The sequence below is a fragment of the Streptococcus sp. ZY171113 genome, from assembly GCF_057748235.1.
In genome coordinates this window covers 581,049-606,902 of record NZ_CM173243.1, presented here as the reverse complement: position 1 = coordinate 606,902, position 25,854 = coordinate 581,049, and the positions used below count along the sequence as shown (strand labels likewise).

At 49.4% G+C, this 25,854-nt stretch carries 18 protein-coding genes and 1 pseudogene; 5 read left to right on the top strand and 14 right to left on the bottom strand.

The annotated features are described in order from the left end of the window. Positions 1-14 precede the first annotated feature (14 nt). Genes AC3ARB_RS02795 through AC3ARB_RS02785 form a run of 3 tightly spaced genes read left to right on the top strand, consistent with a single transcriptional unit; the run spans position 15 to position 1,285 of the window. Positions 15-548 carry a DUF3278 domain-containing protein gene (locus tag AC3ARB_RS02795; protein ID WP_488321046.1) on the top strand — a complete coding sequence of 178 codons (534 nt, stop codon included), beginning with the start codon at positions 15-17 and terminating at the stop codon, positions 546-548. A gap of 37 nt (positions 549-585) precedes the next feature. Next, entirely contained in the window at positions 586-777 is a 192-nt protein-coding gene (locus tag AC3ARB_RS02790) for a hypothetical protein (RefSeq protein WP_488321045.1), read from the top strand. Between the two features lies 1 nt (position 778). Beyond that, positions 779-1,285, top strand: coding sequence for a DUF3278 domain-containing protein (locus tag AC3ARB_RS02785; RefSeq protein ID WP_488321044.1), 507 nt, complete (start codon positions 779-781; stop codon positions 1,283-1,285). 28 nt (positions 1,286-1,313) lie between these two features. Here the strand turns inward: AC3ARB_RS02785 and AC3ARB_RS02780 are convergent, their stop codons facing one another. The 6 genes from AC3ARB_RS02780 to AC3ARB_RS02755 all read right to left on the bottom strand — a co-directional run bounded on the left by AC3ARB_RS02780 (position 1,314) and on the right by AC3ARB_RS02755 (position 8,532). After that, on the bottom strand, positions 1,314-2,147 hold the full coding sequence (locus AC3ARB_RS02780) for an energy-coupling factor transporter transmembrane component T family protein (protein WP_488321043.1): 834 nt from the start codon (positions 2,145-2,147) through the stop codon (positions 1,314-1,316). Continuing rightward, positions 2,140-3,789: an ABC transporter ATP-binding protein gene (locus AC3ARB_RS02775; RefSeq protein WP_488321042.1), complete on the bottom strand. Its 1,650-nt coding sequence runs from the start codon at positions 3,787-3,789 to the stop codon at positions 2,140-2,142. The genes AC3ARB_RS02780 and AC3ARB_RS02775 overlap by 8 nt, the downstream gene beginning before the upstream one ends. 158 nt (positions 3,790-3,947) lie before the next feature. Continuing rightward, complete coding sequence (locus tag AC3ARB_RS02770; protein WP_488321041.1) at positions 3,948-4,493, bottom strand: ECF-type riboflavin transporter substrate-binding protein; 546 nt, start codon at positions 4,491-4,493, stop codon at positions 3,948-3,950. A 20-nt stretch (positions 4,494-4,513) separates the two neighbouring features. Next, positions 4,514-5,362 carry an SAM hydrolase/SAM-dependent halogenase family protein gene (locus AC3ARB_RS02765; RefSeq protein ID WP_488321040.1) on the bottom strand — a complete coding sequence of 283 codons (849 nt, stop codon included), beginning with the start codon at positions 5,360-5,362 and terminating at the stop codon, positions 4,514-4,516. Positions 5,363-5,504: 142 nt separating this feature from the next. After that, positions 5,505-8,261 (bottom strand): SH3 domain-containing protein, encoded by a 2,757-nt coding sequence (locus AC3ARB_RS02760; protein WP_488321039.1) that lies wholly within the window; start codon positions 8,259-8,261, stop codon positions 5,505-5,507. A 100-nt stretch (positions 8,262-8,361) separates the two neighbouring features. Continuing rightward, positions 8,362-8,532: a hypothetical protein gene (locus AC3ARB_RS02755; protein ID WP_488321038.1), complete on the bottom strand. Its 171-nt coding sequence runs from the start codon at positions 8,530-8,532 to the stop codon at positions 8,362-8,364. On the opposite strand from AC3ARB_RS02755, the pseudogene AC3ARB_RS02750 reads away from it, so the two are divergent. Next, a pseudogene (locus tag AC3ARB_RS02750) lies at positions 8,450-9,064 on the top strand (DinB/UmuC family translesion DNA polymerase); the annotation flags it as partial. The gene AC3ARB_RS02755 and the pseudogene AC3ARB_RS02750 overlap by 83 nt on opposite strands. Before the next feature lie 99 nt (positions 9,065-9,163). Here the strand turns inward: AC3ARB_RS02750 and AC3ARB_RS02745 are convergent. The 4 genes from AC3ARB_RS02745 to AC3ARB_RS02730 all read right to left on the bottom strand — a co-directional run bounded on the left by AC3ARB_RS02745 (position 9,164) and on the right by AC3ARB_RS02730 (position 20,090). Beyond that, a complete protein-coding gene (locus AC3ARB_RS02745; protein WP_488321037.1) occupies positions 9,164-9,541 on the bottom strand; it encodes a hypothetical protein in 378 nt (125 codons plus the stop codon). After that, on the bottom strand, positions 9,534-11,975 hold the full coding sequence (gene recD2, locus AC3ARB_RS02740; protein WP_488321036.1) for an SF1B family DNA helicase RecD2: 2,442 nt from the start codon (positions 11,973-11,975) through the stop codon (positions 9,534-9,536). The genes AC3ARB_RS02745 and recD2 overlap by 8 nt, the downstream gene beginning before the upstream one ends. Before the next feature lie 344 nt (positions 11,976-12,319). Continuing rightward, positions 12,320-18,304: a glycosyl hydrolase family 95 catalytic domain-containing protein gene (locus AC3ARB_RS02735; RefSeq protein ID WP_488321035.1), complete on the bottom strand. Its 5,985-nt coding sequence runs from the start codon at positions 18,302-18,304 to the stop codon at positions 12,320-12,322. Between the two features lie 178 nt (positions 18,305-18,482). Next, positions 18,483-20,090, bottom strand: a complete 1,608-nt coding sequence (locus AC3ARB_RS02730) for a ribonuclease Y (RefSeq protein WP_488321034.1) — start codon at positions 20,088-20,090, stop codon at positions 18,483-18,485. Between the two features lie 236 nt (positions 20,091-20,326). Between AC3ARB_RS02730 and AC3ARB_RS02725 the strand changes: the two genes are divergently transcribed. Beyond that, entirely contained in the window at positions 20,327-20,818 is a 492-nt protein-coding gene (locus tag AC3ARB_RS02725) for an S-ribosylhomocysteine lyase (protein WP_488321033.1), read from the top strand. A 53-nt stretch (positions 20,819-20,871) separates the two neighbouring features. Here the strand turns inward: AC3ARB_RS02725 and AC3ARB_RS02720 are convergent, their stop codons facing one another. The 4 genes from AC3ARB_RS02720 to AC3ARB_RS02705 form a co-directional block, all read right to left on the bottom strand. Continuing rightward, entirely contained in the window at positions 20,872-21,789 is a 918-nt protein-coding gene (locus AC3ARB_RS02720; RefSeq protein ID WP_488321032.1) for a pseudouridine-5'-phosphate glycosidase, read from the bottom strand. Between the two features lies 1 nt (position 21,790). Then, the gene (locus AC3ARB_RS02715) at positions 21,791-22,906 is read right to left on the bottom strand and encodes a PfkB family carbohydrate kinase (protein WP_488321031.1); all 1,116 of its coding nucleotides are present in this window, start codon (positions 22,904-22,906) and stop codon (positions 21,791-21,793) included. A gap of 117 nt (positions 22,907-23,023) precedes the next feature. Beyond that, positions 23,024-24,319 (bottom strand): adenylosuccinate lyase, encoded by a 1,296-nt coding sequence (gene purB, locus AC3ARB_RS02710; protein ID WP_488321030.1) that lies wholly within the window; start codon positions 24,317-24,319, stop codon positions 23,024-23,026. 23 nt (positions 24,320-24,342) lie between these two features. Further along, entirely contained in the window at positions 24,343-25,839 is a 1,497-nt protein-coding gene (locus AC3ARB_RS02705) for an AAA family ATPase (RefSeq protein ID WP_488321029.1), read from the bottom strand. Positions 25,840-25,854 lie beyond the last annotated feature (15 nt).

Genomic DNA, 25,854 nt, shown 5'->3' with positions numbered 1-25,854 from the left:
AAAAGGAGATTCTCATGACTAAACCTAATTCCAATCTGTTTGACCGCCTCATCCACACCCTCTTCGGGGTTGAAGTGCTGGACGAATACAGTCGCCAGCAGGTCAACGCTATCGGCAACACCTGCTTTATGATGTTCTTTGCGGGTAGTTTGTTAACCATCTTTTTGGCACCTATCCTTAGAACCATTGACCTGACCTTGACCTATCACGTTCTTTTGCTCAGCCAGGTGGTTCTTCTGCTGGCTACTACTCTTTATATGAGCAAGACCTGCCATAAGCTGGGCCTGCTTAATATCGAGGTTCTGGCCCAAGACTATGAGGCCGTCAAAGCCCAACGCCTCAAACGTCACCGCCGCAATGCCTGGGTTTTCTTTCTCTTCCAAATCCTGACGCAAGGGTTGTGGGAGGCAGGCTTGCAGTTCCCTCATCTGATGACTGAGTTGATGAGGCCAGAGGAGCTTATCAGGGCTGCCTTGCTTAGCCTCCTCTTTTATCACTTCACCAAAAAGCACCTGCTCTCAACTATCATGGTTCTGGACGAGGATTAGGTTCACCGCTCGGCTATTTCCAAAAAAGGAGACACTCATGCTCAACCGCTACAAGTCACCCCTGCTCCTGGCCCTGGCGCTTCATGTCGCCAGGAACCTGATGGCGGCTCTGCTAGACCAGCAGCCCTTCTGGGAACTGGCCCTAGCCCCACGGCAGCTCCTGGTGAGCCTGCTCTGGCTAGCCCTCTTCTGCTTTATTCACTACGCTAACACACGCAAAGGAGACTAAGATGACGCCATCACTTTGGAAAACCATCCTCAAACACTTTTACGGCATCGAGGAGCTTGACGAATACCGGGAGGCTCAGATCAACGCCATCGGCAACCGGCTCTATGTCGTCAATTTTACCTTTAACCTCTTGTCCAGCTTTGTGGCTATTCTCTTTGTAGACAAGCATTTGGAAGCTGCCTTCTACGGCCTGCTCTTTAGCAACTTTGCTGTCTTTTTCCTCAGCAACAGCTACCTGCTTTACAAACTGCAAAGCCTCAAGTTAAACACGGTTGATGTTGAAGAGGACGAGTATGCGATCAAGCTGGCTAAGCTGAAAAAACAGTGTATCCGTATGGGAATTTTCTTCGGCATTTTCCAACACGTTCTCATGACCTGGCAGGCTGACTCAGGGACCTTTTTGAGCAACTTAATCGACTGGCGTTATATGTTAGTTCACGCTGTCATCAGTAGCTTGTTTGGTTATGCCATGTACCGATTCGGCAAGCACAACATCAAAAAAGATTAAAAAACAGGCCTCTGCCTGTTTTTGATTGCTATGAAAATGGGTTATAAAACCGACCGCCATTGACCACAAAAAGGGCCAGGGTGATGAGGACAAGGGCTACCGCAAGGCCGACAACCAAGATATCTTTCTTGGTCAGGGCTTGATAGGTGTACCAGGTTCTAGTCTTGTTCTTGCCGAAACGGCGGAGCTCCATGGCTGTTGACACGGTGTCAATCCGCTCCAAGGAGCTGAAAATCAGGGGCACCAAGATTTGGACATTGCCCTTGATTCGCTCCATGAGCTTGGCCTTCTTGGACAATTCCAGTCCCCTAGCTTCCTGAGACAGCTTGATCATGCCAAATTCTTCCTGAATATCAGGAATGTAACGCAGGGTCAGACTGACTGCATAGGCAATCTTATAGGAGACCCCAACCTGATTGAGGCTGGAGGCAAACTGACTGGGATGGGTCGTCATGAGAAAGAGAATGGCCAGAGGCACCGTGCAAAAATATTTGAGCAAAAGATTGAGCAGGTAAAAGAGCTCCTCAGCCGTCAGGTAAAAGCGACCCCAGCCCTGCCAGAGCAAGGTCTTGGTCCCGTAAATCTCCTCCCCATAACCAGGGGCAAAGAGGTAAACCATGGACAGATTAAATACGGCAATCGTGATTACCACCATCAAAACAAGAGAAACCTGCTTAAAGCGAATTCTGGCCAGCTTGAAAAGGGCCAGGGAGCCAAAGGCGATAAAGGCAATGAACCTGGTATCATAGGTGGTCATGGCCGCCACAGAAACCAGGATAAAAAAGAGCAACTTGGCCACACCAGACAGGTCATAAAGAAACCCCTGACCCTCATGATAACCGATAAGTTTGGAATTAGCCACGCAAGCCACCTCCTTGTTCAATGTAAAAGGCCGTCAAGTCCTGGGCAGAGACCCCCAACTTGTCCGCCAAAGCAAACAAGCTGGTCTGCTTGAGGTTGGCTTTTTCCAGCAGGTCAGGCTGGCTGAGCACGGCCACAGGGCTGTCATCGGCAATCACTTGACCATCACTCAGAACCAAACAGCGGTCCGAGTATTCCAGCATGAGCTGCATGTCATGGGTAATCATGACAATAGTGTGACCCAGCTGGTTGAGCTCGTCCAAGAACCGCATCATGTCCGTGTAGTTCTTCTGGTCCTGGCCAGCCGTCGGCTCGTCCAAGAGGATAATCTCAGGATTGAGGACCAAAATCGAAGCGATGGTCACCCGCTTCTTCTGACCATAGGACAGGGCTGAAATGGGCCACTTGCGAAAAGGAGTCAGGCCACAGACTGCTAAAACCCGTTCCACCCGCTCAGCCACTTCCTCTTCAGGCACGCCCCGCAGGCGAAGCCCCAGAGCCACTTCATCAAAAATCATGGTCTGGCTAATCATCTGGTTGGGGTTCTGCAGAACATAGCCAATCCGCTCCGACCGTTCCTTGACCGAATCGCTTGAAATGTCCTGACCACGGTAGCTAATCTGGCCCTCAGCTTGAACAAACTGGCTCAGGCTCTTGGCCAGGGTGGACTTGCCCGCCCCGTTCTTACCAACGATGGCCACCCGCTCGCCCTTGTAGAGCGTCAGGTCAATGCCCTTGAGAATGGGCCGCGCAGCCTCATAGCCAAACCGCCAGTTGGACAGACTGAGCAAGGGTTCTTTGGTTTTGGGGTCAAAAGCTCTGCTATTTCCCAAGACAGGCAGGGAACCAACTCCCTTAGTCCAGCCAGCAGCCTCAAGCTGACGCGCCACACTATGGTCCAGGGGTTCACGGATGCCGTGGTCGGCCAGAATGGTCGTGGCCAGGGCCTCCTCAGGCGAGCCGTTGAAAACGATGGCACCCTCATGAAGGAGGACCAATCGGTCAACCGGCCGGTAGAGGACGTCCTCCAGGCGATGCTCGATGATGAGGGTGGTCGCCCCTGTCTGGCGATGAATGTCGTCAATCAGGGCAATGGTGTCCTGGCCAGACTTGGGGTCCAGGTTGGCCAAGGGCTCATCAAAGAGCAGAATCGGGCTCTCATCAATCAGGACGCCAGCCAGACTAACCCGCTGCTTCTGACCGCCAGATAGGTCTTGTGGCCGATGGTCCAGCAAGCTGATCAAGTCCAGCTGGTCGGCCCACTTGTGGACGCTGGCCCGCATATCTGCCACTGCCACCACATCGTTTTCCAAGGCAAAGGCCAAGTCCTCTGCCACCGTCAGGCCGATGAACTGACCATCCGTGTCCTGCAAGACCGTGCTGACCAGGTTGGACTTGTCATAAATGGACAGGTCAACAGCTGGCTGCCCCTTAATCAATAGCCGGCCGCTACTCTCACCTTTATGAATATTGGGGATAATCCCGTTTAGGCATTGACCCAGGGTGGACTTGCCCGACCCCGACGCCCCCACAATCAGGACCTTTTCCCCCGCCTCGATAGTCAGGTTAATGCCCTTGAGGGTCGGCTCAGCCTGGGCGTCGTATTTGAAGGAAAAGTCCTCAAATCGTATCATTTCTGTCATAGAAACCTCTTTTTTCGCTTTTGGGGCTGGTCTTTTGGGACATGGCAGAGCTGCTCAGCTCCTATCCCATAGGTCACACATATGCCACCACTGTCATTTTATTATACCACAAGCCAGACCAGCGAAAAAAGCCGTCATCGGCTTTTTTCAATGAAAAACTAGTCTTTTGACAAACTACCTGACTTGGTACGGCTCTTAGCGTAGATTGAGAGCAAGAGGGTACCGCCGATGGCCATGGTCAAAACGTTAGAAAGACCTGCAATAGCTCCCTGAGTCAGGAGGTAAGACCATTCTTGAGCGTAGAGAATCTTATCACCGATGGTCGTCACTGGACCGTAAGCCAAGACGGAAGCCAAGACTTGAACAAGGTTAAAAGCAATGATCGATTTGAGTGGAAATTGACCCGTGATCACATCATAACGTTTACGGAAGTGGCCGATAACCCAACCAAGAACACCAGAGGCCAGAATCCAAGCCCAGTAAACATTGCCGTATTGGATAGAGTCCTTCACCGTGTGCCCGATAAATCCAACCAAGAAACCAACAACTGGGCCAAAGAGGGTTGCAAACAGAGCCTGTACCGCATACTGCAACTGAATAGACGTGTTAGCGAAAATCGGAATATTGATAAAAATACCAATAATAACAAAGAGTGCTGAACCGATACCTGTTGCGACGATGTGTTTGATGGTGTTGTTTTTCATGAGATTTTCTCCTAGTCTTATTATTGTTCTAAACGTTTGATTTCAATATGCCATTGTGGGCCGACACCCACGTTATAAGCCTTGGCAAAGGAGCCTTGGTTGATGGCCAGTCCCACTCGGTAGAGGGAGTTGATGTAGAGGATGGGCTGACCAATCCGCACGTCCGCAAAGGACTTGCCATAAGTGACCTGGTTTTGGTAGACCAGCATGTCGTTGTTGTAGATGGTCACCTCAAACCGTTGACCGAACTCAGGGGTCAGGCTGTAAAACTCCTCACGGGTGATGGAGGTCCAGAGGGAACCGAAACGAACATCCAAGATGTCCACCGCACCCCTAACCAGATTATCCTCAAGCACGGTCTCTACGGCTGGCAATTCGACGATGGCGTCAACCGACAACTCTGGCCCCACTTCCTCGAAGCTGATGTGGCCGCTGGCCAGTTTGGCACCCGTATAGGCATAGACATCCCGCCCATGAAAGGTATAGGAATGCTCGGTGTTGGCTCGGCGATTGGCCACCTCGGAAATCTCTCGGACAGCGGTGATGCCCACGTGCTTCTTGATATAGGACAGAGTTCCATTATCAGGGGTCACAATGTACTGGTTGGCACTGGTCAAAGCTACCACGCTCTTGCGTTTGGAGCCCACACCAGGGTCAACCACCGACACAAAGGTCGTGCCCTCAGGCCAGTACTCAATGGTTTGGAAGAGGCGGTAAGAAGCCTCAAAAATGTTATAAGGCGTGATGTCATGGGTCAGGTGATGGACGCCAAGGGTCGGCTCTTCTTGCAGAGCCACCCCAATCATGGCCGACACCGCCCCGTCCACCAGACCGAAATCTGATTGGAGGACTAATAAGTTATTAGACATAAAGTTCCTTTCTAGGTCCAGGCTGAGCTGCTTAACAAGCAAACTGAGATTTAATTGTACCATAGAAAAACAAAGCTGACTATACTCCAAATAACTAGAAAAAGTTATAGCTGGAAACTATAACTTTTTTTCTACGAATCGCTTAGGTAAACCGACGGTAATAGGCTTGGATACCATTGAAGATACCATCAACCAGTTTTTCTTGGTAGCTGGCTTGACGGATATTAGCCATTTCTGCTTGGTTAGACATGTAACCTAGTTCAACTAGGACTGCTGGAGCAGTAGTTTCACGCAGGACAGAAAAGGTTTCTCGGCGAACTCCATTATCATAGGCACCAGTATTACCAACAGTTTCTTTATGGATAGCTTCGGCTAAGAACTTACTTCTATTCAGACGCTCCTCATTCACATGATAGTCACCATTGATACGAGGTGGGTAATAAGCATTATATTTGTAATAGTAAGTTTCAATACCTTTAGCTTCTGAATTTGGGGCCGCATTGAAATGAATGCTCAAGAAGAGGTCAGCAAGGCTATTATTCGCACGTTTTGAGCGGTCAATTAAGTCCACAAAATTGTCAACTGAGCGTGTCAAAACAACTTCATAACCTGCTTTCATCAACCGCGTCATCAGTGACTCTTGGATTGCTAAGTTCAACTCTTTTTCTGTTTTTCCAAAGTAAACCGCACCAGGATCACTACCACCATGGCCTGCATCAAGATAGATGGTCTTGGTCAAGACTTCATAGTTACCTTGAGAGGCGGAGGCTCCTTTACCAACTGGTTGATTGATTTGATACGCTCCCAAATCTATACCAGCAGTTGTCTGGTCTGCATAGGTTGTGTAAACATGAACACGATAGGTTCCAGCAGTATTAGAGTGGTTAGCGATATCAACGGTCACCTGTGCTTGATTATTTTCAATCTTTGGCTCATACCATTTGAGGTCATCTTGTCCCTTATCCTCCGACCAAACCGCTACGCGAACATGAGAAACAGATTTGGTGTCCGCTTGACCTGTCACTTCTACCGTAAAAGTTGGCTTATTGACTTGATAGTCAGTGACAGCCGCCTTAGCATTGTACTTTTTAGTCGCTTCTGACTTCAAATCACTCTTGTCTTCAACAACAGGCGACAAGGCCTTAATAGCCACATAGCTACGGCCACCTGAGAAGTTCGTGTAACTCAACCACAGGTGATTGTCCTGCTCAATTGTTTTATCGTAGATAACTTTCTCACCGGGGCTATAGAAATCTCGGTCGGGTGAAGACAACTTGGGCTCACTCTTAACACCTGTCTTAGCCGTAAAGGTATAGGTGCCGCTGGACGGAAAACTAGTGGCAGGTGATGTTGATGGCGTGGACAATGCTGGCTGACTAACTACTGGAGCTGGCGTCAGAGATTTAACAGCCACATAGCTACGGCCACCTGAGAAGTTCGTGTAACTCAACCACAGGTGATTGTCCTGCTCAATTGTTTTATCGTAGTTAACCTTCTCACCTGGACTATAGAAATCTCGGTCGAGTGAAGACAACTTGGGCTCACTCTTAACACCTGTCTTAGCCGTAAAGGTATAGGTACCGCTAGACGGAAGGCTGGTCGTTGTTGGGGCTGTTGGCGTGGACACTGCTGGAGTCGACGGAGCGGGCTGACTAACTACTGGAGCAGGCGTCAGAGATTTAACAGCCACATAGCTACGACCACCTGAGAAGTTCGTGTAACTCAACCACAGGTGATTGTCCTGCTCAATTGTTTTATCGTAGATAACCTTCTCACCTGGACTATAGAAATCTCGATCAGGTGAAGACAACTTGGGCTCACTCTTAACACCTGTCTTAGCCGTAAAGGTATAGGTGCCGCTGGACGGAAAACTAGTGGCAGGTGATGCTGATGGCGTGGACACTGCTGGAGTCGACAGAGTAGACTGACTAACTACTGGAGTAGGCGTCAGAGATTTAACAGCCACATAGCTACGGCCACCTGAGAAGTTCGTGTAACTCAACCACAGGTGATTGTCCTGCTCAATTGTTTTATCGTAGTTAACCTTCTCACCTGGACTATAGAAATCTCGATCAGGTGATGACAACTTGGGCTCACTCTTAACACCTGTCTTAGCCGTAAAGGTATAGGTGCCGCTAGACGGAAAACTAGTGGCAGGTGATGCTGATGGCGTGGACACTGCTGGAGTCGACGGAGCGGGCTGACTAACTACTGGAGCAGGCGTCAGAGATTTAACAGCCACATAGCTACGACCACCTGAGAAGTTCGTGTAGCTCAACCACAGGTGATTGTCCTGTTCAACGGTTTTATCGTAGTTAACCTTCTCACCGGGGCTATAGAAATCTCGATCAGGTGAAGACAATTTTGGCTCACTCTTAACACCTGTCTTAGCTGTGAAGGTATAGGTACCGCTAGACGGAAGACTGGTCGTTGTTGGGGCTGTTGGCGTGGACACTGCTGGAGACGACGGAGCAGGCGGAATAGCCTCAGCTTCTGCTGGTTGGCTCTGATTCTCGGTAGCTTGTTGGGAATCTGGTAAATCCCTCACTGCGACATAACTGCGGGTTCCTCCATTGTTATTGTAACTAATCCAGAGACGGTCATCATTTTCAACAGTCTTATCATAATGAGCTTGTTCACCCGGTTGGTAAAAGTCCAAATCAGGGCTAGCTTGATTGGGTTCACTCTTAACACCAGTTTTTTCAATAAAGGTATAGGTGCCTTGAGATGGGACAATTTCTGTTGTTGCTGTCACCGTTTCCGATGTCGCAGATGTTGTTTGATTTGTGGACGCTGTAGTAGCTGCTGCAACCTCATCCGCATCCACCTGTCCTGTTGCCAGCAACATCCCTAAAAAAACTGGGACAGTCAGATAAGTTTTGATTCTTGTTTTTTTCATAACAAAGTCCTCCTTAGTCTATTATAACATGATTGGACGATGGTTACAAACACATCTTCAGGCTCTCCACTAAGTTATTCGTAAACCTTCTCAAAAAATCTCATTTCTTGAAAAATTTTTCTAAATCTTTTTGGTCAATCCCAATCATGGGGTCGATGGTCAGCAGATTATCTTTGGTCAGGATGTAGCTGGCCAGCAATTTCCAGAAGCCAGCTGGCCTGACCCTGATTTTGCCAGAAGAGGCAGAAGACTTTTTGGCCAAGTTGCCCATCGAGAAATTCCATGGAGTTGGGAAAAAGTCGGTGGAACGCCTCCACCAGATGGGGATTTTCACTGGGGCAGACTTGCAGGCAGTGCCAGAATTGACCTTGATTGACCAATTCGGTCGCTTCGGCTATGACCTCTACCGCAAGGCCAGAGGCATTTCCAACAGTCCTGTTAAACCCGACCGGGTTCGCAAGTCTATGGGCAGTGAGCGAACCTACGCCAAGCTCCTCTATGACGATGAGGACATCAAACTGGAGCTGACAAAAAATGCCCGCTGAGTTGCTAAGCTCTTGGACCGCTATGGCAAGGCAGGCAAGACCATCGTGGTCAAGGTCCGCTATGCGGATTTTACGACCCTGACCAAACGGCGGACCCTGGATCAGGCGACTAGGAAGCTGGAGGTCATTGAAAAGGTGGCTTATGAGATTTTTGACGAGTTTGAGGAAAATTTCTCAGGCATCCGTTTATTGGGGGTGACAGCGACTGGCTTAGAAAATGATGATGGCAGCCTAGACCTTTTAGAAGATAAAGATTAATCCCACGGTGGTGACCGTGGGATTTTGGTGTGTTGGGATTAGGTTTAGGTAGCTTGAACCGATGTGATGAGTGCTTCAAAGGCCTTTTTCAACAGAAGTTTAAGAATTTGACCTGAAGCTGAGAGGTAATATAATCTCTTGACAAACCACATCAATGTTAACACCATCAATCAAATAAACAATAAGTTCCATCCAAGTTCCATCAAATCGTCGCCTGCCCCCTCCAGACAAATGGGGGTTAGAATTACGAGCAATTTGTTCCTTGAGTAAGGCAATTTTTGAGGTTTGAGATGTTATTTCTATTTTTTCTATTACATTCTCATCCCATTGGCCTACATAGTTAATCCCAATAAAATTTTTACATTGTATGTTTTCAGATTGTTCAAAATAAGGGTTGTAGATAGTTATAATGATATCTTGGTAGTCAATAATTATTTTTTCCAATGAAAAATCATTGAGAAAATATGTTTTATCCATTCAATTCTCCTGCTTGTTTGTTCCCAAAAAACCGTTCAATATCTTCTGCCGTCACCCCAATCATGGGGGCGATGGTCAGGAGGTTGTCCTTGGTCAGGATGTAGCTGGCTGGCTCTTTTGGTGCTGGTTGTCCAGGGGTAACTTGGGTTTGTGGCTGGTCTGACGGGGCTTGGTCAGAGAGAGGGGTGTTGGCTTCTAGCGTCTCCTCCTGGTCTGCTCTGCTATTGGCCTCGCCGACAAATCGCTCCAGGAGATAGGTCTGGCGTTGGCTACCCAGGGTGCGGACGGCCTGGTCGAAGGCGGCCAGCTCGCCCAGGGTGACCAGCTTGCTCTTGGCCCGGGTGATAGCCGTGTAGATGAGGTTGCGCTGGAGCATGCGAGCAGAAGAGCGGGTGATGGGCAGGATGACGACGGGGAACTCGCTGCCCTGGGACTTGTGGATGCTCATGGCGTAGGCCAGGGTGATTTTGCCCCAGTCCTTGCGGGGGTAGGTCACCTCGTTGCCGTCAAAGGCGATAGTCAGCTCGTCCTGCTTGCTGTCGGTGTACTTGGCGGCAGCCAGGTCGGTGATGTAGCCCATGTCGCCGTTAAAAACGTTGCTCTCGGGGTCGTTGACCAGGTGGAGGACCCGGTCGCCCTGACGGAAAACCAGGTCGTTAAAGCCGAACTCCAGCCGCTCGCTCTTGGGATTGAGCAGCTCCTGGAGGATTTGGTTGAGGCGGTCGATACCGGCAGGTCCGCGGTACATGGGGGCTAGCACCTGAACCTCTTGAGGCTTGATGCCGCTGCGAATAGCCGAGCTGACAATCTTGCTGACCAGCTCTGGGATATGGTCGCTCTGAGCTTCAAAGTAGGAGCGGTCTGGTTTTTTGGCGGTAAAATCGCTGGGCAGGAATCCTGTTCGCATCTGGCTGGCCAGGGTCACGATGGTCGAGTCCTCCGACTGGCGGAAGATTTTTTCCAAGCGCACCTGGGGCAGGTCAGGCACCTTGAGCAGGTCAGCCAAAACCTGGCCCGGACCGACTGATGGCAGCTGGTCGCTGTCGCCGACAATAATGAGCTGGGTGTTAGAGGAAATCGAGGCGAAGAGCTGGTTGGCCAACCAAGTGTCCACCATGGAAAACTCGTCCACGATGATGAGGTCAGCGTCAAGATAATCATCCAAGGTCTGGTAGTCCCAGTCCCCAGTCAGGCCCAGGTGGCGGTGGATGGTGGCGGCAGGCAGTCCCGTCAATTCATTCATGCGGCGGGCGGCCCGACCAGTCGGGGCGGCCAGGATGACGGGCGGGTTGTTACCATCCATATCTACCCCGTGGAGCTTGCCGTAGGCTGTCAAGATACCGTTGATAACCGTGGTTTTCCCCGTTCCAGGACCTCCCGTCAGGATAAAGACCTTGCTATTGAGGGCCTGGGCAATGGCCGCCTTCTGGGTCTGGTCGTAGGCGATGCCAAACTTGTCCTCCACCGCTTGGATTTCCTGGGCGATTTCTGTATCGGAAATAGGGTCGCCCAGTCTGGTTTCGAGGATACGAGTCAAGTGTTTCTTGATGCCCTCTTCTGCATAGAAGAGGCTGTTGTCAAAGATTTTGGTACCGATTTGCTGGACCTTGTCCTCAGCAATGAGCTGGGTTAATTCCTGGGCCACGCTAGATGGTTCTAAGGCGACCTGACGGCTGTCCTCAAGCAGGTTCAAGGCTTTTTCCAGAAGTTGTTTGGCCTCCACATAGGTATCTCCCTGCTCAATCGAGGTCTCCAAGAGGCAATGAATGAGGGCAGCCCTGAACCGCTGGGGCGACTGGTCATCAATGCCTAGGTTGGCCGCCAGCTGGTCGGCAATCTTAAAGCCGATGCCCTTGATGTCCTCAACCAGCTGGTAGGGATTTTCCAGGACCACTTCCAAGGTCAGGTCCTTGTGCTTGTCCAAGACTTGCAGGGCCAGCTTGGTTGATAGACCCAGTTCAGCCAGCTTGGACAGGATTTGCTCGGTGCCGTAGTTGATTTTGAGGGTGGCAATAAAGCCCTCCCGTTTGACCTTGGACAGGCCAGAAATGTCAGCCAGGCGGCTGGGGTCTTCCAAAATTCGGTCGATGGTATCGGTCTCTCCGTAGAGTTCAACGATTTTCTCAGCCGTTTTCTTACCAATGCCCTTGAACTGGTCGGAGGAGAAATACTTGACCAGACCAGCAGCCGAGGGCTTGGCCCGCTCGTAGCGGGTCACAGCCAACTGTTCACCGTATCTTGGGTGCTGGGTCAGATTGCCCCAGAAGGTGTAGTCTTCTCCTTCCACCACATCTGCAATGGTTCCTGTCACAATGATTTCAAAATCATCAAAGTCGCTGTCTGTGTCCTCGATGGTCAAGAGGATAATCTTAAAAAAATTGCTGGCATTTTCAAAAATCACCCGCTCAATGGTGCCAGAAAAATAAGTTTCCATACTCGCTCCCGTCTATAATCATTAAACTGATACGCTTTGCAAATCAGAGGTTGTCAACTAATCTTGACCCACTCTAGGCCTGTCGTTTTATTTTAGGAGAATAATAGTTGTCACAAAGAACTCCAGCAACCCAGTGGACTGCTGGAAAAGTGCCTCTAAAACTAAGATAAACTAAAGTGCTGTACCAGTACTACCCTCGCCTAATAGCGATGGTCTTCGAGTATTATTATAGCACAATTACGCCTTAAATCGGCCTGACCTAACAAAATTCAGGCCAACTCAAAACCCCTCAGACACCTGGGCATCTGAGGGGAAAGAGTGCTATTCTTCCAAATTAAGGAAAATCAGTCATTCTTTTTAAGACCAGCCAAGCCAAGTGTCGCCAAGAGGCTGGCTGCACCGATGGCCATCAAGGCTGAATCGGCGTCACCTGTTGCTGGCAGGCTTGGTTTGCTGCTGTCTGCACTTGTTGCTGGTGCTGGACTAGCCACAGGTGCTTGGGCAAGTGGCTGGATAGCCACTGGAGCTGGTGTGTTAGCTGGCACCTGGTCGACTGGGAAGACTGGTTTCTCATCAGCTGTCACGCTGTCTCCCTTCTGAGTGATTGGCCTTTCTGGTTCAGTCGCATTTGCTGGCAACTCGTCAGCCCTTACGCCCTCACCATGTTGAGTAAGAGGCGTTTCTGGTCCAGTCCCATTAGCTGGAACCCGATCAAGTGGGAAGGCTGGTTTTTCGTCCTCAGTTTCAGGAAGGAGTTTAGCGTCTGGCACTTGGTCAACTGGGAAGACCGGTTTCTCATCAGCCGTTACGCTGTCTCCTTTCTGAGTGACTGGCACTTGGTCGACTGGGAAGGCTGGTTTCTCGTCAGCCGTCACACCCTCACCATGCTTAGTAACCAGCTCTTCTTTCTCTTCAGGTTGGACAACCTTGGTGCCTCGAAGGACAATCTGAGTGACTGGCAGGCTAACGGTCTTCACGTCAACCAGGCGTTCACCCGATTTGACACCGTTGGTAAAGGTGTCCTCATAGACCTTGATGAGGCGACCATTGGCACCGACCTGAGCCACGACTTCTTGGCCCAAAGGCAGGCTAGCATCGTCCAGGTACTCGGTGTCAAAGGCGATGGTCTCTGGCACCTCACGAGGAACTGCCGTCGTGGTAGTGACAGGGCGAGTGCCGACACGAACCACCTGACGAACAGGTTGCACCAGACTTTTCACTTCAACCAAACGTTCAGCTGTCTTATTGCCCTCGGTAAAGGTGTCCTCATAGACCTTGATGACCTGACCATTGACACCTGCTTGAACAAGGACTTCCTTGCCTAAATCCAGGGTGTCATCTTGGAGGCGTTCGGTTTCAAACGGAATAACCTCTGGGACCTCACGACGGCCTGTAGTGGTTTTTGGACCTGCTGGACGGGTGCCGACTAGAACAATCTTGTTAACAGGGGCAACACGATTTTTTTCCTCAACCAAGCGTTCGGTTGATGAGCCCGCTGCTGTCTCGTAAACCTTGGTCACACGGCCTGGCACACCCTCACGAGCGACAATCTCCTGGCCAAGTTCAAGGTTAGCGTCTGTCAGACGCTCAGTTTGGAAGGCGATGGATTCAACCACTTCACGACGACTTGGTTGAGCCTGAGTTGTTCCTGTTGTCGTGCCAGTTCCGACACGAACCACCTTAGCTTTTGGTGGCACAATATCGGTAATGTCAATCAAGCGACGACCAATCTCTTTTCCATCCGTCAGGGTCACTTCGTAAACCTTCACCATGCTGCCATTTTCACCCTGACTAACCACTTCTTGTTTACCTGCTGGTAAGCTCGGATCAGTGTAGGTCTCGGTGTCAAACAGCAAGGTCTCAGTCACACGATCTTGGCGGGTGGTCACCGTTTGCGTTGTCTGAGGTTTTGCCCCTGTTCCGTAACGTACCCGATGTGTTTTTGGCTCAACACGATTTTCTTCACGAATCGGTGTGGCCCCTGTTTCGGTAAGTGAACCATTGACATAGGTGTCCTCGTAAACCTTAACCACACTACCGTTGACACCTTGTTGCTCAATCACTTCAGTCCCCACCAGAAGACTTGAATCAGCAACTCTGACAGTATCAAATGGCAGGGTCACTGTTTCCTTACGCAGGCGTTTTTCAGGCAATGGCTGAGCAGGTTGACTGGCTCGGCTCAGGTAAGCGAGCTCCTGACCAAGAACTTCAGTTCCCTGATAGGTCACCGCCCGCACCAAACCAGCCTTTTGACCAGTTGGCAGAGCAAGATGAACTTGACCAGCTGCTGCACCATCTGCTCGGTTAGCATTAGCCACCGTAATGTCATCACCTGACTTGGTCAGGACAATCGGTTGGGCCTGTTCTGGCAGGCTGATTTCCACCTTGGTCCATTCACCGACAGGCAGGGTCACCGCCAGATGGTTAGCTGTTGTAGCCACATCCGTTAAGCCAGCAGGGTAAGACTGTTCAATCACCACAGGGGCTTTCAAAATGATAAATTTATCCAGGGAAATCTTTTGCTGGCTACCATTGACCGCTTCAGGAGCAACCGTGATAGCAATGGTGTGACGACCATCCGTCAAACCACGGTATTCCCCAATCAAGACACCTTTTTCGGTGCCACCCGACTTGTTGAAGAGCAGGGGATCAACCGGCTGACCATCAATGGTCACGGTCGCCTTGCCCAGGCTGCTCGACTTGAGGCCGTAAACTTGGATACCAGTTCCTTCAAAGGTCAGGGTCGCTGTCCGAGCAGCCTCATCATAGCCACCACGGGAAACATCCGCAAATTTCTCAGTACCGCCATAGAGGGCCTTATCCGCCCAGTTGCCGTAGGCAGAGCCATAACCAACACGCGGGTCACGGTCATCCAGAACCTCAGTCTCACTTGGACTAGAACTCAAAACACGGAAGTAGTCCAGAGAAATCTTGTTGCGTTCACCACGGGTTGGAGCTGCTGGGTTAATTCGAATGGTCATTTCGTGTGGGCCATCGGTCAGACCAGCAAATTCACCAATCAGAACACCTTTTTCAGTCGGGCCAGTCTTGTAGAAATCAATTTCACCCTTGTCCTGACCATCAATGGTCACAAAGGCCTTGCCCAAACCACTGTGTTTCAAACCATAAATCTGAATCCCAGTCCCCACAAACGGCACAGTAACCGTTGCATCGGCTTCGCTGACATTGCGACCGGTCAAATCACCGAATTTCTCAGTGCCAGCGTAGAGGGCAGCATCTGCCCAGTTCCCAAAGAGAGAACCGTAACGGATACTACTGTCGCGGTCGTCCATGATTTGTTTGACTTCCGCAATTGATGCCGCATTGGATTCAGCTGTGCTGATGTCACCCAAAACAGCCACAACCTTATAATCATAGGAACGGCTAGGCAGGACAGTTCGGTCGGTGTAGCTGGACGTCTCTGTCGTAAATGTTCTGGTCTCTACCACTTGACCAGCGGCATCACGACCCACACGTTCAATCCGATAGAAGTTTGCCCCATCAACAGATGAGAAGGTCAGCTGGCTGAGGTTTTCACCTGTCCGTTCAGCAGTCAAATCAGTAATCCGACCCAAGATGTCACCCAAAAGAATCACATCTCCTGGCTGGGTCACCACTTCAATCCGATCATCTTGAACCTTACGGAAGCTGGCTGGTTTGCCATTGATAGTCAGGTTGGCTGTTTCAATCTTCGGATAGTCGATTTGCAGGGTACCGCCTGACTTGGCCACCATCTTCATGCTGGTCAAGTTCTTCTCTTGCCAGGCCATGTCAATTTCCACATTACCGCGGGCAACCAGACCGGACACCTGACCAGTCTTCCAAGCATCTGGCAAGGCTGGGAGTGGTGCGATGTAGCCGGTGTGGGATTGCAAGAGCATCTCAGTCATACCAGAAGTCGCCCCAAAGTTCCCATCGATCTGGAATGGGGTATGGGTATCCCAAAGGTTGGTCAAAGTAGAACCACGGAGCTGCTCAGCCAAGAGGCGATGAGCTCGGTTACCGTCCAAAAGACGGGCCCAAAGGTTGACCTTATTGGCCTTGGACCAGCCAGTTCCTCCATCACCACGGTGGTTGAGGGTGGCGCGGGCAGCCTCCAAGTATTCTGGCGTGTCCTTGCTAAAGAGGGTTCCTGGGAAAAGTCCCACCAACTCAGACACGTGGCGGTGATGGAGCTCTACGCCTTCACCCGTAAAGGCAGGAGTATCTTCTTCATACCATTCTTTGATGCGACCAGCTTTGTTGATGTGAAGCGGCTTGAGCTTATCGTATTTGTTTTTGACTTCCGCTACAAAATCCGCATCCTTACCAAGAATCTCAGCTGCCTCCATGTAGTCGTGGAAGAGCTGCCAAACCAGAGACTGGTCAAAGGTGTTACCGATGGTAATGGTTCCGTGCTCTGGCGAATAAGATGGTGATGACACGTAGCGGTCGCTGGCCTGGTCATAATGCAGGAAGCTGTTCCAGAACTTGGCCGTCTCTTTCAGCATTGGGTAAATCTTGCTTTCCAGATAGTCCTTGTCCTGAGTGAATTTGTAGTAATCGTAAACGTTCTGCATGATCCAGGCATTGGATGCTGGCGACCAACCCCAATAATAGGACCAACCTGGTGTGGTCCAGCCAAACGGTGTCGCCTGGGTATGCGCCAGCCAACCATTTTCCTCACCATCACGGGACACGATGTTGCCGTACTCTTCTGCGGCGATACGGCCATAGTGACGCATGTCGTCGATGTAGTTAATAAGGGGAATCGCTGTCTCGGCAATATTGGCACTATAAACAGGCCAGTAGTTCATCTGGAGGTTAACGTTGAGGTGGTAGTCAGAGTTCCAAGGTGGATTGTCCACAGCGTTCCAGACCCCTTGCAGGTTAGCCGGCAGGGCATTAGCCTTGTCACGAGATGAAGTAATCATCAGGTAGCGGCCATATTGGAAGAACATTTCTTCCAGTTGCTGACCATTTTCTGGTCGGTAGTTGCGAAGCAACTGGTCAGTTGGTGTGGCCGTCTCCTTGTCTGTCAGATTAATCTTAACCCTGTCAAAGAGGGACTTGTAGTCAGCCACATGATCAGCCTTGATTTGGTCGTAAGTCTTGGTTTTTGCAGCTGCAACCGTAGCTTTAACCTCGTCAACAACCTTAGCACCTGGCCGACGGTAATTGGTTTTTGGATCCTGGGCAAAGTCCGTCTTGGCATTCATCAAAAGATTGGCATAAGAAGCCCCACGAACCGACAACTTGTCCTCGTGACGTTCGATGGTACCATCGGTATCAATTCCCAGATAAGACGCAAAGGTCAACTTGTTATTGGTTACCGTACCAGATAGCAAAATTCCCTTGTCATCATAGCTGATGTCCGCAGTCTTATAAGTAGATTTCCGACTAGAGTAGGTATTGTTCCCTTCCCGCAAATCATCGGTTAACCGCATGGAAATGTCAAATTCCAGAGCCTTGTCACCCGACTTGGTCAAACGGGTCACTGACACATCATCTGGGAAGCTGATAAAATGCTCCCGATTGAAGGTCGTCCCGTCCTGGGTGTAGCTGGTTGTGGTTACAGCTGTTGTGATGTCCAAATTCCGACGATAATCCGTCACACTCTCCAGGGTCTTGTCCTGATTGGTAAAGTCAATCAGAACATCACCAAAAGCCAGGTAGCGACCGTATTCTTCAGAATTCGGCCCAACCAAATGACGCTCTGCCAAACGTTTCGCCGTCGCTGTGTCACCACGTTCCAAAGCCTCACGGATTTCAGGCAAAACGGCATGCTTGTCCTGCAGGTTACCACCATTGTAGTTGGTCGCCTCTGGGGTCGGACCACCCGACCAAAGGGTCTTCTCGTTAAACTGAATCCGCTCAGCACCGACAAAACCAAAAATCTTGGCCCCCATCTCCCCGTTACCAATCGGAAGGGCTTCACTCTCCCAACCCTGGTAGGTAGCAGCCGCTGGGCGTTCATAGGTCAGGGTATAGGTGTTCTGGTCAGTTACCACAGGACCAGACAAGTTCTCCTCTGCCTTAGGGCTTGGTAAAATGGCTGGCGCTGGGCTGGCTGACAGCTCAGAAACTTGGGTGGCTGATGGTGCAGAAGGGGTTCCCTCAAGACCAGATGCCTCAGTTGATGACGGTGGCGTCTGCTTATCAGCGTCCTCCTGAGCTCCCTCACCTGACAACTCCGCTTCCAAAGCCGTCGAGTTACCTGTTGCAACCACTTCTGTTGCTTCAGCTGTCACCTGACCAAACAAGCTGGTCCCAATGATGACCGAACAAACACCCAAACTCAGTTTTCGGATACTGAAATGGCTTTTCTTCGTAAACAGTTGATGTTTCACACAAAAACCTCACTTTCAAACCAACGATAAGCATACACTTTCGTTGAAATCGTTTTCCACATAAACATATAGTATCATAAAAAACCATAAAAAATCAAGTCTTTTTAGCAGAAAATGTTGATTTTTGTTGAAAAAGAACAACAAATCCCTTCCTGGTCAAACCAGAAAGGGATTTGTTTTATTTAGCATAGTCAACTGCCCGCAATTCGCGGATGACAGTTACTTTGATGTTGCCTGGGTAGTCCAGATTGTTCTCGATTTTCTGACGAACTTTACGGGCCAAGATGGTCACTTGATCATCAGAAATTTTCTGCGGTTGCACCATGATACGGATTTCACGGCCAGCTTGGAGGGCAAAACTATTTTGCACCCCGTCAAAGCTCTTGGCAATATCTTCCAAATCACGAAGTCGCTTGATGTAGTTCTCGATGGACTCATTTCGAGCACCTGGGCGGGCTGAACTGAGGGCATCGGCTGCCGCAACCAAGACTGCAATCACACTCTCAGGTTCCACATCGCCGTGGTGGCTGGCAATGGTGTTGACCACCACAGGATGCTCCTTGTACTTGCGAGCAAACTCGGTACCGATTTCCACGTGGCTGCCCTCAACCTCGCGGTCGATGGCCTTGCCCATGTCATGGAGGAAACCTGCCCGACGGGCCAGGGCCACATTTTCACCCATCTCACTGGCCAGAATCCCAGCCAGTTTACCCACCTCAATGGAATGGCGAAGGACGTTTTGACCATAGCTGGTGCGGAAATGCAGGCGACCCATGATTTTAATCAAATCTGGGTGAAGGTTCGGTGCCCCAATCTCATAGGCGGCTGCCTCACCGTACTCACGAATGCGATTGTCCAACTCCAGACGGTTCTTCTCCACCAACTCCTCGATGCGGGCTGGGTGGATACGGCCGTCCTTGATGAGCTGCTCAAGAGTAATCCGAGCAATCTCCCGACGAATGGGGTCAAAACCAGACAGGACAACCACTTCTGGGGTGTCGTCAATGATAACGTCAATCCCCGTCAAGCTCTCAAGGGTCCGAATATTGCGGCCCTCACGACCGATAATCCGTCCTTTCATGCCATCATCTGGCAGGTGAACCGTGGTAATGGTCTGCTCGGTCACAAAATCCCCAGCCAAGCGTTGCATGGCCTGGGCCAGGAGCTCCTTGGCAGTTTTATCTGCTCGGTCCTTGACCTCACGTTCAGCCTCACGCACCCGAGTGGCAATGTCGTGGGTCAATTCCTGCTCCGTATCAGCCAGGATAATCTCCCTAGCCTCCTCCTGGGTCAAACTGGCAATTTTTTCCAGTTCTTGAGCTTTTTGAGCTTCTAGTTCACCAATTTTCTGCTCCCGCTCATCAATATGTCTAGCCCTATCTGACAGACTTTGTTCTTTACTGTCCAAAGTCTTTTCTTTGCTCGAAAGATTTTCGTCCTTACGGTCAAGTGATGAGGCACGCTCAGTCAAGCGTGCTTCCATCTGTTTCAATTCCTGACGGTCTGACTTAAATTCTTCAATAACTTCTTCACGATAGCGTCTAGCTTCTTCCTTGGCCTCAATCAAGACTTCCTTGGTTTTGGCCTTGCTTTCCAATTCAGCCGTCTGCCTAATCTGATCAGCATCACGTTCTGCTTGACCACGAAGGTTGACCGCCTCTTGTTCAGCGTTCAGAAGGGTCAGTTCTGCGTTCTCCTTGGCAGATTTCATCCCTGCCTGAATAACCACATAACCAACAACAAATCCGATGAGGGCACAGACAATGGTAACAATTACTGTCGTCATGGTCGTCACCTCAATAAAAATTTCAGTTCTGGGATACCCGACATCAAAGCCCACCCTGCTGATGGGATGAACAAACCCATCACCTCCTGCTGAGCAGTAACCTCAAAATCCAAATTTCCACAGAAACCATTTATTAGTTTACCATATTTTTTTCAATTTCACAATTCAAAAATGTAAGCCTTGACAAAAAAATATGATATGATAGAGGGTGTCAATGAAATTTTTGGAGGATAGACATGACCAAAGAAGTTACTGTTGAGAGCTTTGAGCTCGACCACACCATCGTTAAAGCCCCCTACGTTCGCCTGATTTCTGAGGAATACGGCCCCAAGGGCGATGTCATCACCAACTTTGACATCCGCCTGATCCAGCCCAACCACAACGCCATGGACACGGCTGGTCTCCACACCGTCGAGCACCTTCTGGCCAAACTCATTCGCCAACGGATCGACGGCATGATTGACTGCTCGCCTTTCGGTTGTCGGACGGGCTTCCACATGATCATGTGGGGTCAACCGACAGCTGAGGAGATCGCCAGCGTCATTACCGATAGTTTAAGGGAAATCGCAGAGCAAATCAGCTGGGAAGACGTCCCAGGAACCACCATTGAGTCCTGTGGCAACTACAAGGACCACAGCCTTCACTCCGCCAAAGAATGGGCCAAACTCATTCTGGAACAGGGCATTTCTAGCAACGCCTTTGAGAGAACTGGTTTCAAGGGTTGCTAGGCCACAAGCACAAAACCAACCGAGTTCAACTCTCGGTTGGTTTTTTAGTCTGCTTATTGCCCCAATTTAGCGTAGTCTGCTGCAATCTGGGCGCCGACCTTAGCGTTGTTGTAAACCAGCTGAATGTTGGTCTTGAGGCTGTCACCACCCGTCAGCTCGACAATCTTGGCCAAGAGGAATGGCGTGCTATCCTTGCCACGCACGCCTTTTTCATCGGCTTCAGCAACGGCCTGGGCGATGATGGCATCAATTTTCTCATGCGGAATTTCATGCTCAGCTGGAATGGGATTGGTCACCAGGATACCTGCCTTGAGGCCCAGGGCATCAGAATAGGCCATCATGCTGGCAATCTCTTCAGTGCTGTCAGCCCGGGTATTGAGCTTATACTCAGAGGTCCGAGTGTAGAAGGCTGGCAGGTAGTCAGTCTGGTAACCAACCACAGGCACACCCTTGGTTTCCAGGTACTCCAAGGTCCGTGGCAGGTCCAAAATCGCCTTGGCACCCGCACAGACCACGGTCACAGGGGTCTGGCCCAACTCGTCCAGGTCAGCTGAGATGTCCATGGTGTCTTCAACCCCACGGTGAACACCCCCGATACCACCAGTCACAAAGACCTTGATTCCCGCCAAGTGAGCCCCAATCATGGTTGTGGCAACGGTTGTTGCTCCCAAAAGCTTCTTAGCAAAGACCTCTGGCAGGTCACGACGAGAGACCTTGGCCACTGGTTTTTCCTTGGCCAAACGCTCCAGGTCTTCTTCTTCCAGACCGATTTTAAACTGGCCATCCATGATGGCGATGGTGGCTGGCACAGCCCCGTTATCACGGATGATTTGCTCCACGGTCTTAGCCATCTCCACGTTTTGCGGGTAAGGCATGCCGTGGGAAATGATGGTTGATTCCAGGGCCACGACTGGCTTTTTAGCCGCCAAAGCCTCTTGGACTTCCTTGCTGATAGAGAGTAAGTGGTTCATTTTAGATTGCTCCTTTTTCTTTTAGGTTAATGACATCTTGTTCCAGTTGGTCAGCGGATAGGTCCTTTCTGACCGAGTCCCTGGATTGGACCGTGTGATAGGCATTGCAGAGCCCATAAGCGATGGCCTCCTGGGCAGTCTTGCCCTGCAAGTGACCATAGATAATCCCAGAAGAGAAGGAATCTCCTGCTCCTGTCACATCGACCACCTGGTCAACAATCGGTGGGCTGTAAAATCCTCGTTCCCCAGACTGGCTGGCATAGTAGCTGGGCCATTTGCCCCGAGTAATCAGCACCTGCTCCAGGCCAGTCGCTAGCCAGGCGTCAGCGATGGCTTCCAGGTCCTGGTCGTTTCTGACCCTGCGGTCAAAGAAGGTTTCGCTCTCATCCTGATTGACCACAAGCCAGGTGACCCCCCGCAAGTCCTGAGGCAGGTGGGTCATCTTGGGACTGCTGACAGGGATGATGACCAGGGGCAGGTTTTCCTTTCTGGCCAAATCGATAGCAGCCGCTGTCGTCGCCAGAGGGACATTGAGGTCCAAAACCAAAAGTTTGGCCTGACGAAGGATTGGAACAAAGCCTGCCAACCAGTCAGGGGTCATGGCCTCACAAATCCCCATATCAGCCAGGCCCAGCTGCATATCCCCATCTCGGTCTAAGATGGCGGTATAAGAAGAAGTGGCCTGCCCGTCCAGTTGGGTCACCTGCTGGAAGTTGATGTAGGGCTCACTCTGCTGGCGAATCCAGTCGTAGTCATGGTCTCGCCCTGCCACTGATAATAGGGTGACCGTCTGCCCCAGACGTCCCAAATTTTCAGCGATATTACGAGCCACCCCACCCAGGCTCTGGCTAGAGGTTACGGGGTTGCTGGTCATGGGGATCATGTCGCATTGGAGCACGTACTTACGATCCACATTCATACCGCCGATACAGATGACATCTGCCTGCTGGTTGAGGACATAGGCTCGTCCCAAGAGGTATTTCTTGGCCACCAGACCTGAAATCAGATTGGCCACCGTTGACCTGGGTAGGCCCAACTGGTCAGCCAAATCCTGCTGGGACCGAAAGGGGTCCTGGTCCAAGAGGCTCAAAAGGGCCGCTTCGTTCTTGCTTAACATGCTCGCTCCTTTCAACTTTTGTTCCAAAAGAAAACTTTTGTCCTAAATTTAGTTTACACCTTTTTGTAACCGGTGTCAAGCAAAAAAGAGAGGGCTTTCCTCTCCTTTTTTAATCATTTAATTCAACCCCAGTCGCTCAAAGATGTCATCGACACGCTTGGCGTAGTAATCTGGGTTGAAGAGCTCGTCAATCTCGTCTTGGGTCAGGCGAGACGTCACTCGCTCATCCGCTTCCAAGAGAGGCTTGAAATCCACTTGATTGTCCCACGACTGGGCAGTCTTTGGCTGCACCAAGTCGTAGGCTCCCTCACGCGTCATGCCCTTCTCAATCAGGCTGAGCATGACCCGCTGGCTGTAAATGAGGCCAAAGGTGCTGTCCATGTTGCGACGCATGTTTTCAGGGAAAACGGTCAGGTTTTTGACGATATTGCCAAAGCGATTGAGCATGTAGTCAATCAGGATGGTGGTGTCAGGAGCGATGATCCGCTCGGCCGACGAGTGGGAAATGTCACGCTCATGCCAGAGGGGAATATTCTCAAAAGCGGTCACCGCGTGGCCACGAATCACCCGCGCCAGCCCCGTCATGTTCTCAGACCCGATTGGGTTGCGTTTATGGGGCATAGCAGAGCTGCCCTTCTGGCCCTTGGCGAAGAACTCTTCGACTTCTCGTTGTTCTGATTTTTGCAGGCCACGGATTTCGGTCGCCATGCGTTCGATGGATGTGGCGATAATGGCCAGAGTTGAAAAGTATTCCGCATGCAAATCACGAGGCAAGACCTGGGTCGAAATTTCCTGAGGGCGGATGCCGAGTTTCTGGCAGACATACTCCTCGACGAATGGAGGGAGGTTGGCAAAGTTACCAACGGCTCCCGAAATTTTACCAGCCTCAACCCCCGCAGCTGCTCGCTCAAAACGCTCAATGTTGCGGTTCATTTCGCTGTACCAGGTGGCCAACTTGAGACCAAAGGTTGTTGGCTCCGCATGGACACCGTGGGTCCGGCCCATCATGATGGTGTACTTGTGCTCCTTGGCTTTTTCAGCCACGATAGCCGTGAAGCGTTTCAGGTCCTCACGGATGATGTCGTTGGCCTGCTTGTAGAGGTAGCCGTAGGCCGTGTCCACCACATCGGTCGAGGTCAGGCCGTAGTGGACCCACTTACGCTCCTCGCCCAGGGTCTCCGACACCGCACGGGTAAAGGCCACCACATCGTGACGGGTCTCCTGCTCGATTTCCAGAATCCGGTCAATGTCAAAACCAGCCTTCTCCCGAATCAGGGCCACATCTTCCGCAGGGATTTCCCCCAACTCAGCCCAAGCTTCGTCCGCCAAAATCTCGACTTCCAACCAAGCCTGGTACTTGTTCTCTTCACTCCAAATGGCCGCCATCTCTGGGCGGGAATAACGTTGTAGCATTGTGTGCTCCTTTGATTTATATTCTAGATTTTATCTAAGACTTGTAAAGTTCGTCTCACAAATGTCAATAATTCTTGGAAATCAATATTTTCACTTATATACTGAGAACTACTGTGATGAAATTTTTTAGAGAAATCATTAATATCTTCTATCTCTTCAAGATAGTTTTTTAACCTAAAAAATCTACTTTCCTGATTAGAATTTCTAATTTTATCTATCATATCACCAAGCCATTCATTCTCTCGAAACTCTCCCCAAAATTTTATACGAAACATGCCTTCCAAAGAAGGTCTAATACTTCTTGCAATTTTTAATAAATCTATTTGATCATAGGTACTGATTTTTGATAGTGAATGTAGTGAATCAATATCCTTTATTAATCCTGTCAACATCATTTTATCAAAATCTACTTCCTCTATTATTCTATTATTAGATAGTGTCTTTATTTCTAATTTTTTTACACCTGCTAATCCTTTGGATAAATCTTTCGCGAAGTGTAAATCATGTGTTAAAACTATCATTTGCTTTACTTTTAACGATAGTCTTTCGAGTTCTCTAACAGTAGTAGATTTTCGAAAACTATCAAAACTTGTAAACGGATCATCTATAACAACTATATATTCATGTAAATCAGATATCAAATCAAATTTAGCAAGAAATATTGAAAGAGCAACCGAATTTTTATCACCTTCACTTAAAAAATACTTCAAAGAAGACTCAGTTCTATCATTCAAAGTAATAGTTCGTCCATTAACCTTAATTTCAAAATTTGCATGTTTAAATCCGTGCTCCTTTGTATAGACTGGTTCAACACTAACAAACTCAATATTAGGAGTAAATCTATTTAAATACTTATTTATACTATTTACAAATTTTAAACTAGTTTCTTTTACTTGAATAGAGCGATATTTATTTGGGACTAGTTTTCTTTCCTCTACCAGTCTCTTCCGTTCTATCAGCAAAGCTTTACTTTTCTGTATTAAATCTCTCAATTTGTCGTTGGAATTTTCAGAATCTTCACCAGATTGAAGTTTTGATAATTGCTTTCTCAATTTATCTTTCTGAGAGTTTACCTCACCGATTTTTTTATCATATCGCTTAACTTCCTTTAAAATACGGGATTGTACTTCAGGAGTTTCTTGAAATAAAACATTAGTACTTATTGAACTAGCTATTGCTCTATCATTTCCAATGACATAAACATTATTTTCTAAATAATAACTATTAAAAACTGCAATCTGTGGAATAGCAGAATTCCATTTTCCTTTATTAAACTTATAGGATTTAGAATCAGCTCTCAAGTAGATATATGGTTTCTCGTCAGTGAATAATGATTTTTTTTTATGAACTAACTGTTCTCTACCTCTTAGTGATTCAAAAATCAATGACAAGCTTGTTTTTCCACTACCATTCGGAGCATAAATAATATTATTTTTGCTAAATACACCATCCCATCCATCACCACTATTATAATTTGTAAAAGAAGCAAAATTTTTTATACTAATTATTTTCTCAATCATAATTTCACCTTCTAT